This window comes from Alteromonas sp. S015 (genome assembly GCF_036864485.1).
Classification (GTDB): Bacteria; Pseudomonadota; Gammaproteobacteria; order Enterobacterales; family Alteromonadaceae; genus Alteromonas.
Genome location: NZ_JAZETO010000003.1, coordinates 270,429 through 288,201 on the forward strand (window position 1 = coordinate 270,429; position 17,773 = coordinate 288,201).

15 protein-coding genes are annotated in these 17,773 nt (G+C 44.7%); 11 read left to right on the forward strand and 4 right to left on the reverse strand.

The window, feature by feature from the left end; all coding sequences use genetic code 11:
* Positions 1-53: 53 nt before the first annotated feature.
* Positions 54-2,381 carry a TonB-dependent hemoglobin/transferrin/lactoferrin family receptor gene (locus tag V7R42_RS07640; protein WP_334019608.1) on the reverse strand — a complete coding sequence of 776 codons (2,328 nt, stop codon included), beginning with the start codon at positions 2,379-2,381 and terminating at the stop codon, positions 54-56.
* 225 nt (positions 2,382-2,606) lie between these two features.
* On the opposite strand from V7R42_RS07640, the gene V7R42_RS07645 reads away from it, so the two are divergent.
* Genes V7R42_RS07645 through V7R42_RS07655 form a run of 3 tightly spaced genes read left to right on the forward strand, consistent with a single transcriptional unit; the run spans position 2,607 to position 5,717 of the window.
* Positions 2,607-3,401 (forward strand): DUF4198 domain-containing protein, encoded by a 795-nt coding sequence (locus V7R42_RS07645; protein WP_334019609.1) that lies wholly within the window; start codon positions 2,607-2,609, stop codon positions 3,399-3,401.
* Between the two features lie 25 nt (positions 3,402-3,426).
* Positions 3,427-4,326 (forward strand): calcium-binding protein, encoded by a 900-nt coding sequence (locus tag V7R42_RS07650; protein ID WP_334019610.1) that lies wholly within the window; start codon positions 3,427-3,429, stop codon positions 4,324-4,326.
* A complete protein-coding gene (locus V7R42_RS07655; protein WP_334019611.1) occupies positions 4,326-5,717 on the forward strand; it encodes a DUF2271 domain-containing protein in 1,392 nt (463 codons plus the stop codon). The genes V7R42_RS07650 and V7R42_RS07655 overlap by 1 nt, the downstream gene beginning before the upstream one ends.
* Positions 5,718-5,892: 175 nt before the next feature.
* On the opposite strand, the gene V7R42_RS07660 is transcribed toward V7R42_RS07655, so the two are convergent.
* Positions 5,893-6,069: a hypothetical protein gene (locus V7R42_RS07660; RefSeq protein ID WP_334019612.1), complete on the reverse strand. Its 177-nt coding sequence runs from the start codon at positions 6,067-6,069 to the stop codon at positions 5,893-5,895.
* 339 nt (positions 6,070-6,408) lie between these two features.
* Here V7R42_RS07660 and V7R42_RS07665 point away from each other — a divergent pair, with 339 nt between their 5' ends.
* The 5 genes from V7R42_RS07665 to speA all read left to right on the forward strand — a co-directional run bounded on the left by V7R42_RS07665 (position 6,409) and on the right by speA (position 11,905).
* A complete protein-coding gene (locus V7R42_RS07665) occupies positions 6,409-7,566 on the forward strand; it encodes an NAD(P) transhydrogenase subunit alpha (protein ID WP_334019613.1) in 1,158 nt (385 codons plus the stop codon).
* 2 nt (positions 7,567-7,568) lie between these two features.
* Complete coding sequence (locus tag V7R42_RS07670) at positions 7,569-7,850, forward strand: NAD(P) transhydrogenase subunit alpha (RefSeq protein WP_334019614.1); 282 nt, start codon at positions 7,569-7,571, stop codon at positions 7,848-7,850.
* Positions 7,851-7,861: 11 nt separating this feature from the next.
* Entirely contained in the window at positions 7,862-9,250 is a 1,389-nt protein-coding gene (locus V7R42_RS07675; protein ID WP_334019615.1) for an NAD(P)(+) transhydrogenase (Re/Si-specific) subunit beta, read from the forward strand.
* A 163-nt stretch (positions 9,251-9,413) separates the two neighbouring features.
* Positions 9,414-9,836 (forward strand): arginine decarboxylase, encoded by a 423-nt coding sequence (locus V7R42_RS07680; RefSeq protein ID WP_334019616.1) that lies wholly within the window; start codon positions 9,414-9,416, stop codon positions 9,834-9,836.
* 158 nt (positions 9,837-9,994) lie between these two features.
* Positions 9,995-11,905, forward strand: a complete 1,911-nt coding sequence (gene speA / locus V7R42_RS07685) for a biosynthetic arginine decarboxylase (protein ID WP_334019617.1) — start codon at positions 9,995-9,997, stop codon at positions 11,903-11,905.
* A gap of 42 nt (positions 11,906-11,947) precedes the next feature.
* On the opposite strand, the gene V7R42_RS07690 is transcribed toward speA, so the two are convergent.
* Positions 11,948-13,096: a serine hydrolase domain-containing protein gene (locus V7R42_RS07690; RefSeq protein ID WP_334019618.1), complete on the reverse strand. Its 1,149-nt coding sequence runs from the start codon at positions 13,094-13,096 to the stop codon at positions 11,948-11,950.
* Between the two features lie 297 nt (positions 13,097-13,393).
* Between V7R42_RS07690 and V7R42_RS07695 the strand changes: the two genes are divergently transcribed.
* From V7R42_RS07695 to V7R42_RS07705, 3 genes are read left to right on the forward strand one after another with little or no spacing between them, the layout of a single operon-like run.
* Entirely contained in the window at positions 13,394-14,848 is a 1,455-nt protein-coding gene (locus V7R42_RS07695; protein WP_334019619.1) for a DNA-3-methyladenine glycosylase 2 family protein, read from the forward strand.
* Positions 14,849-14,850: 2 nt separating this feature from the next.
* Positions 14,851-15,426, forward strand: a complete 576-nt coding sequence (locus tag V7R42_RS07700) for a methylated-DNA--[protein]-cysteine S-methyltransferase (RefSeq protein WP_334019620.1) — start codon at positions 14,851-14,853, stop codon at positions 15,424-15,426.
* Between the two features lie 7 nt (positions 15,427-15,433).
* The gene (locus V7R42_RS07705; protein ID WP_334019621.1) at positions 15,434-16,318 is read left to right on the forward strand and encodes a DMT family transporter; all 885 of its coding nucleotides are present in this window, start codon (positions 15,434-15,436) and stop codon (positions 16,316-16,318) included.
* Between the two features lie 17 nt (positions 16,319-16,335).
* Here V7R42_RS07705 and V7R42_RS07710 read toward each other — a convergent pair whose 3' ends face one another.
* Positions 16,336-17,757: a diguanylate cyclase domain-containing protein gene (locus V7R42_RS07710; RefSeq protein WP_334019622.1), complete on the reverse strand. Its 1,422-nt coding sequence runs from the start codon at positions 17,755-17,757 to the stop codon at positions 16,336-16,338.
* Positions 17,758-17,773: the final 16 nt, after the last annotated feature.

A 17,773-nucleotide genomic window follows, 5' to 3' on the forward strand; every position in this document is an offset into this window, starting at 1 on the left:
GGTGTATTAGCAGGCCATTTGCTAAGAAATGCATGACCTGCTCTGTAGTCAGATTAGAACTGATAAGTTACGTAGGCACTAACACTGCTGCCTGGCTCTGAGTAGCGCTGGTATCCATTGCCACTCACGCCGCCAAAGAAACCTCCTGTACCGTTTCTAACGCTATTAAGCACTTCCCAGCGGTAATATTCTTTGTCAGTAAGGTTGTAAATTGCTGTGGTGAAACGCAGGTTTTCAGTGATGTCGTAGAAGGCCAGCAAATCAAATACCGCATAGCCAGAGGGATAGTAAGAGGGGCCTTCTCCATTATTTAATTCGGTAAAGCTTTTTTGAGTGCTTTCCTCTACGCCTTTACTCAATATTGCGACGAGCTCTACGCCCCAATCACCAATATCTGATACGTAGCCTAGCCCAATGGTTGCGTTATCTGGCGATACGGTTTCTAAGTCGTCGCCCGCATTGTTAAAAGCAGAAGCGGTGTCGTAGGTACCGTCTAGCGCTGTGTAAGCAAAGCGGCCCGCGATGTTATCTGTAAAATTGTAATCAGCGGTAACTTCGAACCCATCAACGGTCAGTTCGCCCGTATTTTGTGGCTGCGTGAATACATCATCAGTGCTAACTACCGTTTCACAACCTGAACGACCGCATTGAAGTGAAGTTACTTCAGTGCCATAAGGAGTTGAATACGTTTCGTCTTGGATCATATTAGTGTATTCAGTTCTAAACACCGACACGCTGACATTCCCGTTCTCGAAATCACCAATGTAGGTGAGTTCAAAGTTAGTCGATTCTTGAGCATCGAGTTCACTGTTGGCAATACGGTCTAGGTCAATAAACGTGTTACCGGTTACGATGTCGGTGACCTCATCACCTGAGTTTGTGCCAAAATATAAACTTTGGAGCGTGGGCGCTTGGTAACCCTGAGCAATACGAGCGTTAATAGAATGACCTTTCACGAATTCGTAGGTAGCACCAATTTCTCCCACCACCGCACTAAATTCGCTGTCTGTGATGCTTAATCCTGTCGGATCTGAAAACGTGCTATCTATAGTGGGCGTATATTCTGTTGAATCGTATCGAAGCCCAAGGTTTACGCTGAATTGTTCACTAAGTTCAACCGTGTCAGCCAGGTAGGCTGTAATTAACGTTTTTTCGGTTTCTGGAACAAAGCTTTGGTCGCGAATAGGGTAGCCGTCTAATATAGCCGAGTCCGCGGTTTGTCCAGCGAACCTGCGGTCGAACATTACCGCTTTTGCATCCACTTGTTGATAACTTAAGCCATAAATAATCTCATGGTTAAATTTTCCGGTGATTGATTTGGCTAAATCAACATTGAAGCTTAATGAGTCTTGGCTGAAGTTACGGTCTTCGCTGCGCAGTATAGCGTCGCCATCTGCACTACCGTAAAGGAAACTGGTTACGCCCGAAGAAAATAACTCTTGATAGTTCAATGTCACGTCTATGCTATCAGCAAACGCCAGTCCTAGGTTTTCGTTGTTAAAGAAAAGCCCAATTCGCTCGCGGTTATTTTCATCCGCTGAGGTAAAGCCAAAATAAGAATCATGTTGACGAGAAAGAGGGGTGCCGTTCGTTTCCCTATCAGTCTTTTCGTAAACAAAGCCTAGTTGCTGGTGCTCGGAAAAGTTATAAGCAAGTTTAAGTAAAACGGCATCAACTTGATTATCCATGGGGTCAGCCTGACCACGTGCTGAGCCAGCGATATTCTCGCCATGGCTGTGGGACTTTGTTTCGCTACTGTCGCGCATTGTGTATTGCAATAGCGAGTCGAAGTTACCCGTTCTGTTGGCGACGGTGCCGTGTACTAGCCATTCGTCAGAACGCGCATCAAAACCGCTTTTCAATTTAACGCCTGTAGCATCACCTGTGGCAGGTAAAAAGTCGCTCGCTTCATTGGTTACGTAGGTGACTGAGCCAGCAAGTGAGCCTGGTCCTTGCGCGACAGCGCTTGGGCCTTTAGTGATGTTGACGGCTTTTACGTGTTCTAATTCAATTTCGCCGCGGCTCGAACCATACATACCATAAGCGGCGAATGAGCTTGGATTTAGCGTTTCGCCTTGGCCGACGCCATCTACGGTTACTGCTACGGCGTCTCCTTCCAAGCCGCGAATGTTGAAGCCATCGTTACCGAAACGGTTACCCGTATCATTAGTTTGGACCCCTGGGATATAGCGAGCGGTATCTTCAATATTGGTAATTGAGCGCTTTGACAGAGTTTGTGCATCCAGCACGGTTTCGACAGTCGTTGTCAGGGTTTCTTCACTTTTTGCCTTTGTTACGGCCAATTCTGATTGTTGAGCGAGGGCAGGAAGTGTTAGCGCACAGCCAAGCGAAATAGCTACCGTTGAGCGTTTAAATTTCATCGTTTTTTTCCAATTTTTAATAAAAGTGCAAATAATTAGTATTTCGTATCAACGCTAAGCCTCCTGTTTGCGTCGGTTGATATCATTTTTATTTTTCTTTAATCGCGCCTGTCAAAGCGATTTCTTGACACTTCGTGCGTCAAAAATCGATCGTAATACTATTGATAACAATTATCATTTGCAATAGTATGATTTCACTTTTACACAACTAGAAAATAAAAAACCATGAAAAAACACACGCTCATCAGTTTACCCTTGCTTATTGCAAGCTGCTTCAGTGGCGCTGCTCTAGCCCACGTGGCTTACCTAAAACCGCTTCAGTTTGAACCGGTTAGAGGCGGTAAAGTCACGCTGGATGCATCTTTTGCAGAACAATTTTTCGTACCAGAAGCGGCAATTACGAATGCATCGTTTGAAGTGGTAACCCCTAGCGGCAAGCTAGTGAGTGTGGAGAAGGTTGTGGATCTTTCTACCCGTAATGTTCTTGAGCACACTTTAGAGGAAGAGGGGACTTATCAGTTTTCAACGGGTAAACGCTTGGGCGCAATTTTTCGCGTGTATGAAAAGGACGGTGAGCGAGGCTCTATGCGAGGTAACGAAAAGCCTCTACCTGAAGGTGCGGTGTTAAAAGAGCACTTTCAGTCGGTAACGTTTGCAACGACATACGTAACGAAGAAAGGGCCAAGTCAACAGGCGTTAGCGCCAAGAAACGACGGCTTAGAGATCGTGGCAGTTAATCACCCTAACAGTTTGTTTGCCAACGAGAGTTTTTATTTCAAAGTTCTGTTTAACGGTAAGCCTGTAACCGATCATGAAGTCTCGGTGTACCAAGGAAAAGATCAGTTCGCCGAAGAATCTGATGTAGAAAAATTAACGACAAATGCCAAAGGGCAAGCGTCATTTACTCCTTCAGCACAAGATGTCTATTTGATGCAAGTAAGACTGCGTACCGACGCGCCTGAGGGTGCAGACGTGCCCACTTATAGCTACACCACCACACTATCATTCGAAGCCTATTAATCATTGAGGGTACAAGGAGATAATTATGTTTAAAACAGTAAGTTTAGCCGTTGTATCTGCGCTTTGTATTAGCGCTTCGGCAGTAGCTGCACCACATAGCGCCAGCGGCATTATATTGACCTATGACTTAAACAAAGACGAGTCACTCCCGTTAGAAGAGTTCGTTGATGCAAGACGCGCTCGCTTCAATGCTTCTGATTCCAATAAAGACGGTGTGCTTGATGAAAGCGAATACGTTTATGAGTGGGAAGGCAAAGTAGAGAAACGGTTAGCTGAAGACAGAAAAGCATCGGTAAAACAAACTCACATACGTTTCCATGCTGTTGACAGCAACGATGACGAGTTTATTACTATTGATGAAGTAAACGCGGTGGGAGAGCGAAGTTTCTCACGTATGGACAGTGATAATGATGGTGTAGTTGCACTGGACGACCCTGAACCAGCGCCCCGTCGTTCGGCGTCACAGAAAAAAGACGACAAACCTGAACTAGTACAGCGCCCTATGTTGCGTATGCCGACCAGCCACAATATTGAAGGCTTTGTTACCTTGTACGACCAAAACGGTGACGGAAAGGTAGCAAAAGCTGAGTTTCACGCCGTTCGCAAAGCGCAATTCCAGCGTACAGACGAAAACAGTGATGACAAGCTTACAGAGCAAGAATATGTACTTGAGTTTGAAGACAGACTGGATGCACAGATTGAGAAAACCCATGAAGGGCAAATTAAACAAACTTACGTTCGCTTTGAAGTTCTAGATTCAGACGAGAATGGCAAAATGACATTCTCAGAGTACATGGTGTCTGGGTTTAATGCCTTTCATCGCTACGACACGAATGGTGATGGCTACTTAACGTTAGCTGATCCAGCGCCTGCGCCACGTCAGCAGGAGCAAAGTGACACCACCACTGCACAAGTCAGCGAATAATGGTGGCTCGGATCCTTATAGGGTTAACGGTATGCATCGCTAGCCATTTTGTGAACGCGAACTCTTACGTCTTTCCAGCTCCAGCAGGCGGTGCTAACCCTGTCGTAACGTTACATGATGAACAGTCACTTAGTGGTCTTCAGCGTAAAAATATTGAAGTACTCATTAAAGATACATATCACACCCTAGATAGTGCCAATAAAACAAGTGCTCTAAGCCTGATAAATGAAAGCTATGAAGGCAAGCTGCCTGCATGGCTTTACAATGCAATTCAGCGTTGTGAGAAGTGGTTTAAAAAGACTGAGGGCAACATAAGTTGTCGTAATGGTGCGTTGTACAATTATTGGGGTGAGTACGTGCGCGGCACGCATGATTTATCTCGACGTGAAGTTCGTCGGCTTGCCCGTGCAGCACGTATTGCTGAAGTGAAGTTTACAGATAATTTTGGCATTAAATTTTCACCGCCTCTTCAGTGGGATTTATCTGAATATGCTGCTTCTCTTGCCATTGAACGGGTTGTGGATTATTTGACCTCGCTCAATTTCACTTCATTTCACATTAGTGCACAAGGACTAGAGACTCACGTGTCTAATGAAGGTATCAGTTGGCACGGTGATATTGCCCAAGAGCCTGCGGTACAGAAAAACGGCACTATTGCGTATATACAACCATGGCAACGTCCAGTGATATCTAACGGAAAGATAGCGTCTGTCGAAAAAGGTGTACTGAGTCAAAGTGATGGTTGGCCAAGTGCTAAATTTCAAGCAGTTTCGGTGGCACCCAATGCGTTTGATGCAATGTTGATCGCACACTTTGCTGTATCTAAACCTGCGCAGCATGCTTTGGATTTAGTAAATACAAATGCTTTAACCGCGTTAAAGTTAATCGACGAGAATGGCAGAGTATTTACCAGTGACTCTTATACATCTCATACGTCACAGTTGTCCAAAGATGACCCCTACCTTATGAGTGTTGATATTGTTCTACCTTTATTTAATATTGCTGATTATCGTGGGCCTTATGTCAGTGTCTGGATAAGTGATGAGAAAAACCACCTCATCAAAAGTTTAGCACTTCGAGGTACGAGCGAGCGATGGTTAAGCGAGCTTCGAACTTGGTGGCGTAGAGTGGGTCGACAAAATGAAGGCTTAGTGGATGGCTTTGCGGGCGCTACGAAGAAAAATGCCCCTTTACATATTGAATGGGACGGGCTTGACGATTTTGGTAAAAACAGCAACGCACAGTCACTAATACTTCATATTGAAGTGGCTAGAGAGCACGGCGGTCGAAGCTATGAAAAAATTCCATTTACCTTTGATAGCCTGACTTCACCAATAACCGTAACGGGCGCGGATGAAATCGCGTCTATTACACTTTCACTGATGAATTAGGCGTCAATCTTAAAATTGCAGTAACGTAACGAGCACTACCAAAGGCAGCTATCGCAAGTCGCTATCTTAAGTTTAAAATGTCCGTACTCTTTGTTGTGTCACCTTGATGTAGAACCACTATACCTGCGGTAACACGCCGCGATTACGAACATTTTAAGTCTCGCCGAGAGAGTAATTATCTATGCGGACTGGTATTAAACGTGATACTGGCGTTTACGGTTAGCCTGCCTTCTTTCAACCTAACAAAATCCGTAATATCGGTAGGTAAACAGCCGCTGTGCAGCAAGTTGACTGGATATAACTCGGCGCAATTAATACACAATATCTCTTCAGCATCACCATCACTTTCCACCTTTACTCGTGTGCAAAAAATATACAATTTTAGATGTATTCATATAATAAATGTAATTTCATATCTATCATTTATCGTATGTATGCCATCTCTATATAAATATTAGTTATGACTCGTAAGTAAATGATACTAGTGCTGTATGCCCATATAGCGTAGCTTTGCCGCTGTTTCGCTTTAAAAATAAGCAAATTGAAGGAAGCTTTTCGCAGCAAAATAAATATAGAAATTGCCTGTTCTATTTTTAATTTCGCTAGAGAATGCTAGGCATAAGTGAATAAAATGGCTTAGTACTGTTTAAAGGGTGTCATTCTCGGACAGCCGGAATGTGAGGAGAAGCGTGTGAAAATCATAATATTAAATGAATCAAAAGCGCCAGATCCGCTAAATAATGTGGAGAAGCGATGTGCAGCTACGCCCAGTAGTGCACAGCGTCTGGTGAAAAAAGGGGCGACCTTACTGCTAGAAGCGGGTGCGGGCGTATATTCAGGATATTCAGATAAAGAATACGAAGATGTAGGCGTTACTGTCATCGATGATGTGAATGATGCATTATCAACTGCAGATATGCTGGTGGCGGTGAACAAGCCCACCGATGCACAGTTGGCGTTGATGAAAAAAGGGGCCATTGTGGTAGGCCATCTCGACCCTTTCTTTCAGCAACCGCTTATTGAATCTATTGCAGAAAAAGGGCTAACCGCTATTTCTGTCGAGATGATCCCCCGTTCTTCTCGTGCACAAAAAATGGACGCACTGAGCTCACAAGCCAGCCTTGCTGGCTACGTGATGGTGATGCAGGCGGCCAATACACTACCATCAATATTACCTATGATGATGACACCGTCAGGAACAATAAAACCAGCGAAGGTATTTATTATAGGAGCTGGCGTAGCGGGTCTTCAGGCTATAGCAACGGCGAAACGCTTAGGGGCGAACGTGCTTGCATATGACACCCGCCCTGTGGTGGCAGAACAAGTAGAGTCATTGGGTGGCAAGTTCCTTAAAATCGACATTGGGGAAACAGGGCAAACGAAGGACGGTTACGCGAAAGAACTAACCGACGAACAAAAAGCGAAGCAGCAAGAAGCTCAGCGCGACGCGATTGCCGACTCTGATATCGTTATTACCACCGCTCAGCTATTTGGTCGAAAACCGCCTGTGCTGATATCAAAAGACACGTTAGCACTCATGAAGCCGGGAAGTGTAGTGGTTGATATGGCTGCAACATCGGGTGGGAATGTTGAAGGCTCGGTTGCTGGCGAGACAATCGAAGTTAACGGTGTAAAGGTGATCGGTAACGGTAACTGGAGTCAGTTTGTTGCTAGAGCCGCCACCGACATGTACGCCAATAACATCTACAACCTTGTCGATGAATTCTTCAACGATGAAACCAAAACCTTTGGACTGAATTTAGAAGACGACATTCTGGCCGGCTGTGTTATTACTCACGATGGTACCATTACCAACGACATGCTTAACAACGCATACAAAGGAGCCTAATCATGGAAATCATTTACCTACTTTTCATCGTACTACTGGCTGCTTTTTTGGGTTTCGAGTTAATTCGAAAAGTACCGTCTACCTTACATACGCCGTTAATGTCTGGCTCTAATGCGATATCGGGTATCACTCTAGTGGGCGCTTTGGTTGCCTCGGGGAGCGATAACAACTTGCTAACGACCATACTTGGTACCGCTGCGGTGGCGCTGGCCAGTATCAACGTGGTGGGCGGTTATCTTGTTACCGATCGCATGCTTGGCATGTTCAAGAAAAAAGATAAATAAGGAGTACGCAAGTGAATGATATCGTAACCGTAATAAACCTTGCGTACGTAGTTGCTGCGGCGCTATTTATACTTGGCCTTAAATTACTCAGTCACCCAGATACCGCTAAAAAAGGTAACTTCATTTCTGCCATTGGTATGTTGGTTGCTATCGTCGTCACCCTGCTTGATCAGCAAATTATTAGTTATCATTATATTCTGTTGGGTTTTGTTATTGGCGGTGCCTTTGGCGCTTGGAAAGCCAGGACCGTTGAAATGACAGCAATGCCTGAAATGGTGTCGCTATTTAATGGTTTTGGTGGTGCAGCGTCATTGCTTTTGGGTTGGGCAACATTAGCAGGTATGAGCCTAATTACGCTTAAAACCGAGAGTGCGTTTACTTTTATTTCCCTGTTTTTCACTATTTTAGTGGGAGGCATTACGTTCTCTGGCTCGGTGGTCGCATGGGGTAAACTGTCGGGCAAAATGAGCTCTAAAGCCGTTATTTTTACAGGGCTTCGCGAGCTAAGCATCTTGCACTTAATTGGCATGGTAGTGATTGGTTATTTCTTTACTACTGACCCAAGTAACCCACTTTGGATTTACTGCGCCATTGCGTTGTCACTAAGCTTCGGCTTGTGGGCCACTATTTCCATTGGTGGTGCAGATATGCCGGTAGTTATCGCACTTTTAAACAGCTACTCAGGTGTAGCTGCTTCGGCGGCGGGTCTAGCAACGGGTAACACAATATTGATTGTTACCGGCTTATTAGTGGGTGCTTCAGGTTTAATTCTTACCAATATTATGTGTAAAGCCATGAACCGTTCACTGATGAACGTGTTGTTATCTGGCTTTTCTACGCCAGTGGAAGCTGGCGAAAAAATAGAAGGTGAGATTAAAGTGCTGTCAGCGCAAGATGCATTTTATGTATTAGAAGCAGCGCAAGCAGTACTGGTAGTGCCTGGCTATGGTATGGCGGTTGCTCAGGCGCAGCACGCGGTACGTGAGCTTCAGTCGCTTTTAGAAGAAAATGGCTGTACGGTAGATTACGCCATTCACGCTGTAGCAGGGCGTATGCCGGGTCACATGAACGTGCTGTTGGCAGAGGCTGACGTGCCTTATGATCAACTCTACGAGATGGATGATGTTAATCCGCGTATGGAAAATTATGACGTGGTTATTGTTATCGGTGCGAACGATGTGGTAAACCCAGCAGCCAAAGAGATGAAAGGTAGCCCCATTTACGGTATGCCAGTTATCGAAGCGCATCGTGCGAAAACGGTCTTTGTACTTAAGCGCTCTGCGAATGCCGGATTTGCTGGTGTCGACAATCCGCTATTTTTCAAAGACAACACGCGTATGGTACTGGGGGACGCAAAAGACACCATCAACAGTATTATTCGAGAGTTCGGGGACGATTAATACTCATATACCTATCTTCTGAAGGCCTGCTTAAACACAGGCCTTTTTTCGTTGGGTATTAAACTTAATTCCAATGTGCTCGACACGAGTTGTCGTTGAAGCTATACAGTTTTAGTATGTGAATGCTAATTATTCATATGGTCGCATAGAGATGTACGAGTAAATGTTTACAACCCCTTTTTATATTGAGCCATTTAGAAACTGTATTTTGGTTAGGCTTCGCGGCAAGTGGGATATGTCCACGAATATTCAGTATCTTGCTAAGCTCTCCGAGTGCATGAAAACCCGAAAAGCCAGACCGTTTCACCTATTCGTAGACATGCGCAGTTGGCAAATCCCTAATTCCCACAACTTCAATCAAATAAAGGCGCCTATTGAGCTAGATAGACGAAGCCAGCTAAGCGAAACATGGTTGGAAGATGAAGCAACTGATGCTGATCACATTGCCAAGAAGGTTTTTACCTCGCCAACAACTAAACTGGGATTTGAACTTGAACGTACTCAAAACATCTCAGAGTTTATAACGCACTGTGAAGAAAAAGCAGATAAGGTGGTTGTAGATTATATTCGAACATGGATAGGTTAAAAAAACTGTCGTTCGATAAACAAAATTAGTCGCGACAATAGATATTTTATATCGCAACAGCTATCGCGTTCAGTCTCGCGTTGTCTATAATACGCTGCTTATTTTCGCACTTTCTATGCTAGGTATTGGCCTAGCCCACTTACACATAGGTGAATAAATTGTCAGATTGGAGCATCGATGAAGCGGAGCGCGTCTACGGCGTGTCTCAATGGGGAGGTGGCTATTTTCAAATTGGTGAAAACGGCAACGTTCATATTACCCCTGTTCCTGAAGATCCTAGCATTCGAATCGATTTCAATTCGGTAATTGAAGATATCCGCAAAGAAGGTGTGCAGTTTCCTGTCGTTGTGCGCTTTCATGATATTTTGCGCTCGCAGGTTGCAGGCTTGAACAAGGCATTTAGAAGCTCCATCGAAGAAGCAGAATACCAAGGTCAGTACCAAGGTGTTTATCCGGTGAAAGTAAATCAAATGCGCGAAGTAGTGGAAGAAATTGTCGATGCGGGCAAGCCTTTTAACTACGGTTTAGAAGCGGGTTCAAAAGCCGAGCTTCTTACTGTTCTTGCCATGAATACCAACGAAGAATCGCTGACTATTTTGAATGGTTATAAAGACGATGAAGTTATGCGTCTTGCGCTGTTGGGCAGAAAGCTGGGTCGCCGAGTTGTCGTAGTGGTAGAAAAATACACCGAGCTTCTCCTTCTGGTAAAAATAGCCAAAGAGCTGGAAATCGACCCTATAATCGGTGTGCGCTCGAAAATGACTGTGAAAGGTCGTGGTAAATGGGAAAGCTCTGGCGGTGAACGTGCGAAATTCGGTTTGACCATTACCGAAATCATTAACGCAGCCCGCTATCTTGAAGAGCAAGGTATGGCGCATTGCTTGAAGCTACTTCATTTCCACATTGGTAGTCAGTTAACCGACATTCGCGCAGTCAAAGAAGCGGTAACCGAAGGTGCACGTATTTATGCTGACCTGCACAAAATGGGCTTTGAGCTTGATTATGTTGATGTAGGCGGTGGTCTTGGCATCGACTACGACGGCAGTAATTCAACGAATGAGTCATCGCGTAACTACAGCATGCAAGAGTACGTAGCAGACGTTGTCTATGGTATGAAGGAAATGTGTGACCTTGAAGGCGTCCCACATCCGCATCTGGTTAGTGAAAGCGGACGTGCAATCACTGCACATCACAGCTGCGTTATTACCGAAATCGTGGGCGAAATTAAGTCGAACGCATCACAAATGGATACATCTGCGCAAGCGGGTGAACACTTTTTCTTAAAGAATATGCGTGAACTTGCAGATACGTTCGATGAACAGACGAATATGCACGAAATATACAACGATGCATCTCAGTACAAAGAGCAGGCGTTAGACGCATTTAAACTACGCGTGTTGTCACTTGAAGAGCTGGGCAAAATCGAAACGCTGTATTGGCAAATTATGGGCCGCTTACAGCAGTGGTATCGAAATGAAGAATATGTGCCAGAAGAGCTACAAGAACTAGATTATAGTTTGTCTTCTCAGTATCTTTGTAACTTCTCTGTATTCCAATCGGCCGCTGATACTTGGGCAATCGACCAGCTGTTGCCGGTAGTGCCTCTTATTCGTATGAATGAAGAACCAACGGTGAATTGCTCGTTAGTGGATATTACCTGTGACAGCGACGGTAAAATCGATCAATTCACTATTGGTCGTGAAATTACAGACGTATTGCCGATGCATCCACTGAAGAAAGACGAGCCTTACTACATTGGATTGTTCTTAACGGGGGCTTATCAAGACGTTATGGGCGACATGCACAACCTGTTTGGTCGTTTAAATGAAGTGCATATTTATAGCTATGATGACGATCCTGAAGACTTTTACATCGAAGAAGTGGTCAAAGGCTCATCGGTAGAAGATGTACTTAACGTTATGCAATACAACCCACGTGCAATGGCATCAGATGTTAAGCGCATGATAGACAAGCAAGTGTGGGACGGTAAATTAAACCCTCGTGAAGGGGTTCGATGGACCGATTTTTATGAAAATTGTTTGGCAGGGTATACGTACTTAAAACAGTAATGTTTTTCATTTACCGAAATTAACGTACAGCCGATGCTGATATTACTTATCTGCGTCGGCTTGTTTTAAGTAACGCTTCCAAAGTTCGGCCGTTGTTGAATTAATCATATTCGACTCTGCATTCATTAGCATGACATAGCCAACTTTTCGTTCAGGCAAAAATGCCACGTCGGCACGATATCCTTTTACCCATCCCCCGTGATAATTAAGCTGCTCGCCATTTAAATCATAAATACGCCAACCTAAACCATAGTGAGCATCGTTGATCAAGCCACGCCAACTTCTGCGATAGGTCTCACGCTTTGTTTTCACTCGCTCTGTAGTGACATAGCCCACAATTTCATCGGATATGACGGTAGGAAATTCACCAAGTAATGCCTGCAAGTAAATCGTCATATCTGAAATACTTGCGTTGACTCCCGCAGCTGGTGAGAACCGGTAATAGTTGCTTTCTACCTTTCCCTCGCGCCACTTATTTCTGGCAATCGCAATATGAGGCTTAGCCCAAGACTCCGATGCGAGCAAACCGCTCTTTCCAACGCTGGCTGTTTTCATGCCTAAAGGTGAAAATAGATTTGCCTGAAGTTGTCGCGAATACGAGGTATTGTTGTTGCTAAAGTAGTACTCCAACGCGCCAAAGAGCGCATTTTGATACGTGTAGCATTCGCCTGGCACACACAGAGGGTCCAGCTCGCCAAGGGATTTAAGTACGCGCTCTAAAGAATAGTCTGCCTCAATAAGGTTGTCGTAAGCGTTGGGCATAAAGCCACTGGACTGGCCCACGATATGTTGCAGTTGCAGCGCATTCATTCCTTTGCCTTTAAAAGGAATGTCGGGTAGTAAGGTCGTTATCGGTGTTTCCCAGCTAAGCTGGTTTTTTTCTACAAGTTTAGCTGACAGTAACGCAGTGAAGGTTTTTGACACCGAAGCCAGCCTGAATACAGTGTTCTTTGTAACTTTTTCTCCGCCACGTTTACGAGTGTTCCCATATACGTAAACTCTTGGCGCTTTGCCCTGTTCATAAAACACAAACGCATAACCAGGTACGTTGTATTTTGTCGCTTCTTTTTGAACGTAATTTGCGTAGTCATCAAGCCAATCCGCAGAAGCTTTTTGTGTAATAACCACTAGCATTGCTATCAGCCAAATTTTAGACAGGCGCAGCTTGGTGTTGCGCAAAGAGTTCAGCATACAGTCAGCTCGTTAAGCCCGTGGTTCAACAATACGTCCATCAGGCGTTCATTATTATTATCGCATTATTATGCGTTTAGCTGTTCCAATGATCAAATGTCGCAAATTATGCTCACTACTTCTTCAATTGTGCTCTCTATTTTAACGAGACTGGGTTATTCTCAAATATACAATGCTATGGCCGGCGGGTCTTTATAGACATGTTTATCGTTATTCAGTTCTGATTTTGTCGCACTAAATGGGTTAATGCACGATACACTGGGTATAAACAAAACGGCAGATGGGAAGTGCATTCTTATGCCAGACAGACTTTTAGTATCAGACACAGAGTTTTCAAAAGACTCGACGCTCACTGTGTCGGGCTTTTCGAAGGCAAGGCTTAGCAGAGATCCGCGTTTTGACGGACGATTTTTCGTGGCGGTAAAAACAACCGGTATTTTTTGCAGGCCAATCTGTCCAGCGCGAATCCCTAAAGAAGAGAATGTGACTTACTTCCAACACGCCACACAGGCTATGGCACAAGGCTATCGCCCCTGTTTTCGCTGCAGGCCAGACAGTGCTCCCCGCTCTGCAGCGTGGCAAGGCGTGGGGGCGACAATAAATCGAGCGTTGTCGCTGTTATCTGTTATACCCATAGAGCGCGTAGCTGATATTGCCACTCGTTTGGGCATTAGCGAACGCTACTTAAATAAGTTGGTGATTAATGCTGTGGGAATATCACCCAAACAGTTTCAAAATATGCAACGCGCCTTGTTTGCCAAGCAGCTTATTCAGCAAACCCATTTGTCTATGACAGATGTCGCAATTACAGCTGGCTATCAATCTCTACGGCAGCTACAGAGAACTATAGAGCAATATTGCGCAACCTCTCCTACGCAGCTTAGAAAAAAAGAAAAGGTTCAACAAAAGGCAATCTCTTTATTTCTTTCCTATCGACCCCCGTATAGCTGGCCCTATGTGCGAGATTTCCTAGCAACCCGCGCGATTGAAGGAATGGAGCGAGTAACTGAAGAAAGCTATGAGCGCTACTTTTCATATAAAGGAAGTTCAGGTTTTTTCAAAGCTACGCACGACGGTGCGCGCAATGGTTTTACGCTTCTCATTGAAATGCCTGATTTATGCAGTCTCCATTCAACCATTGAAAATATAAAACAGGTACTGGATCTTCACGCAGACCCGCTATTAATTGAACAAAGCTTAGTGCAGTCTGGACTGCTGCCAGAGCAGATAACACCTGGTCTGCGTCTTCCTAGCGCATGGGGCGTATTTGAAAGCGGCTGTCGGGCTATTGTAGGCCAGCAAGTTAGTGTAGAAGCGGCCATTAGTCAGGTGACGCTGCTGGTACATCAGTTGGGCGAGAAGGTGTTTGAAGCGTTTTCTTCGAACAGTTTTGAATTCACATCGGGTGAGTGCTATCGATTTCCTAATCCTGAAGATGTCGCCGACAGCAACCTCGATTTTTTACGCATGCCGCAGGCCAGAAAAGAGGCAGTTCGTAGTTTCGCACAACTCTTTGTGGGCGATAGAATACCAACACATAACGATATTCTTGCTATTAAAGGCGTGGGCCCGTGGACCCTCGATTATTTGAAAATGCGCGGAGAGAGAAACCCTGACGTTTACCTTGGCGGTGACTTGATCGTTCGTAAAATGGCAAAACTATACCCTGTTGAACCGGAAAAAGCAGCGCCGTGGCGCAGTTACTTGACCCTCCAATTGTGGCAACTGAGCAACCAGCAGAGTGAAGCGTAACTATGATATATACAGGTTTTGTAAAAAGCACACAGGGGCTTGTTAAAGTAGAGGCCACCGAGACCGGAATAACCTCCATTGCGTTTGTAAGCGCGGCTGGGTCGGAAAAAATACCTTACGCGAAACAGACCGAAGTAGAGAAAGTCTTTGCACACCAAAGCGAGATAGAAAGAAGTTACAAAGATCATGTCATTCTGAATGGTGATGATATTCAAGAGTGTAACAATGCAATCACTGATGAAGCGTGTAGACAGCTTATGGCATATTTCGATGGAAAACTTTGTGAGTTTGATCTGCCGCTTGCTCTTAAGGGGACAGCATTTCAACATCAAGTGTGGGGAGCTTTGCAACAAGTGAAATATGGTGAGACGGCGAGTTATTTAGATATTGCAAACGCCATTGGTAACTCAAATGCCGTGCGCGCCGTGGGCATGGCAAATGGACGTAATCCTATTGCTATTGTGGTGCCTTGCCATCGTATAATTGGCAGCAATAAAACCCTAACGGGCTACGCGGGTGGTTTATCCCGAAAGCAGTATTTACTCAATTTAGAAGGGGCTCAAGGAGTACTTTGGTAACAAGAGAATGGTAATAAAAGACATTATCTCACTGCTGGTGTTAGCAGGTATTTGGGGGGGATCATTTATTTTTATGCGTGTTGCGGCCCCAGAGTTTGGCATATACGTACTCGTTGCCATTCGTACGGTACTGGCTACGGCAGTATTGTTACCTTTGTTGTTAATAAGCGGGTCGGTAAAAGACATAAAGCGCCACTGGCTGGCTATTGCTTTGGTGGGCATGGCTAATACAGCTGTTCCTTTCGTACTGTTTAATTACAGCAGCCTTCATTTAGAGGCTGGGGTCAATGCCATTTTAAATGCCACCGCGCCTATGTTTGGCGCTATCGTCGCGTGGCTGTGGTTGGGCGATAAGCTAACAAAGCCTGCGGTTGCTGGGCTGTTTATCGGTTTCGTGGGCGTGACTGTTATTAGTCAGCAAAAGCTCGGCGAGGGCGAAATTAGTTTTCTCCCTATTTTGACTGCGTTATTGGCCACCACCGGTTATGGAATTGCGGCGTGCATGATGAAAAAATGGCTACAAGGGGTTAAACCTTTAGCTGTTGCTACAGGTAGTCAGGCCATGGCCAGCGTAATGTTAGCACCGTTTGCACTTGCGACCTTGCCAGAAACAATGCCAAGCGTGAATGCATGGATAAATGCGGTGGCATTGGCCGTAGGTGGCACGGGAATAGCGTACATCTTGTATTTTAAACTAATTGCAGACATCGGCCCAGCAAGAGCTATTACCGTTGCTTACTTAGTACCACTATTTGGCATAATTTGGGGCGTACTTTTCTTGCAAGAGCATTTATCAATTCAAACCATAGTGGGTGGTTTGATGATTTTGTTTGGTGTGGCACTAACCACTGGCGTTCTCAAACGAAAACGCCTTAAGGTTAAACCTGCCTAAGAAGTGGCGGGTTTACGCTAGTCTATTAGCTGCATTCTTACTAAATTGCTGCCGTCGCGCTTGGCTTGATAAAGTGCATCTTCCGCGTGCGCCGTTACCTCGTGCATAGCACGCGGCGACGCCGTGTACGATATACCAATAGAGGCAGTAACAAGCAGTTCTGGTAATTCGTGTAGCGGCTGTAAGGTAGCGATGCCGTGGCGAAGGTTTTGTGCCATATCAAATGCTACATGTGGGCCGGTATGCGGCAATAAAATGATAAGTTCTGCGCTGCTCCATCGTCCCAGTACATCTTGCTCACGCAAGTGCTCAGCTAAGTAGGCCACAACTTTATCTAATAAGTCATCGCCGGTATTTCTGCCGTGTGCGTCTATAATATCAGAAAACTCATCAATGCTAATCAGCATTACGCTTAGTGACTTATGTTCAGCCAGAAGCGTTTTATAGATAAGCTGCAAATTTTCTTTTTCAGGTAGACGGTTGGTATGGCGAACAACTAAATCTGGCTGCATATCTTTTCTAAAGTAGTACAACAGGTTGTAAATAAGTAAGAAAAGTGAGAATACAACAACCAGCAGCGTTACTACGCTAAAAATAAACGCTTGAGAAATTTCTGCTTGGCGGTCTTCGAGTGGGCTTAAAAGAAACACGGTCCAACCAAATTGATTCAGCTTAACTTCGGCAATAAGGAAATCTTTTTGATCAATAGTGACCAGCTTATTATTCAACGCTTGTTCGCTTTGAATTGTTATCGGGAGACTGGCGTACCAAGGCAGTTCAGATAAGTTAGTAAAGTCAGAATAAGAGGCGATAAGGCTTGGGTCTGAAGACAACATGATGTCGCCTTTGCCGTCTACAAATAAAAAGTCATAGCCGTATTCTTGCTTATAGGTATCAAACACTTCAATAAAGCTACGCAGGCTTTTTCCTACGCCAAAAAAACCTAAAAAGCGGCCGTCTTCATCGTGAATTTTAATATCGATATAAAAGTGAGTGTCTTCCCATTTACCAATATCGGCAACGGCATCAACGGGATAATCGCGATATTTGAAGTACCAACTGACTTCACCTTCAATGAGGTTAATAATGCTGCCATCAGAATTATATTGTTTTCTGTCAGCTTCACTAGCAATGAAAAAAGATAACCCGAATTCATTTTCAAGGCGATCCAATGTCTTGAAAACTGCCTCTTGGTCAATGGCCTCCCCATTCATTAAGTCTACTAATTCAGTAGAGTGGCCTAGGGCTTCAGAAATATGTAGTGGCTTTAGAAGTTGCTCGACAATAAGTGATATAGCGGGCGACAATGATTGTTGCTGCGCACGACTTTGTTCGGCAACGATTTTTGAAATACTGAAGTGTACCAGCGTGACAATAGCGATAACCACTACTGCAAATAACACCAAAATACTTCGATGTAGTGTACGAAATGTGTTCACAGACTGCGCATGCTCC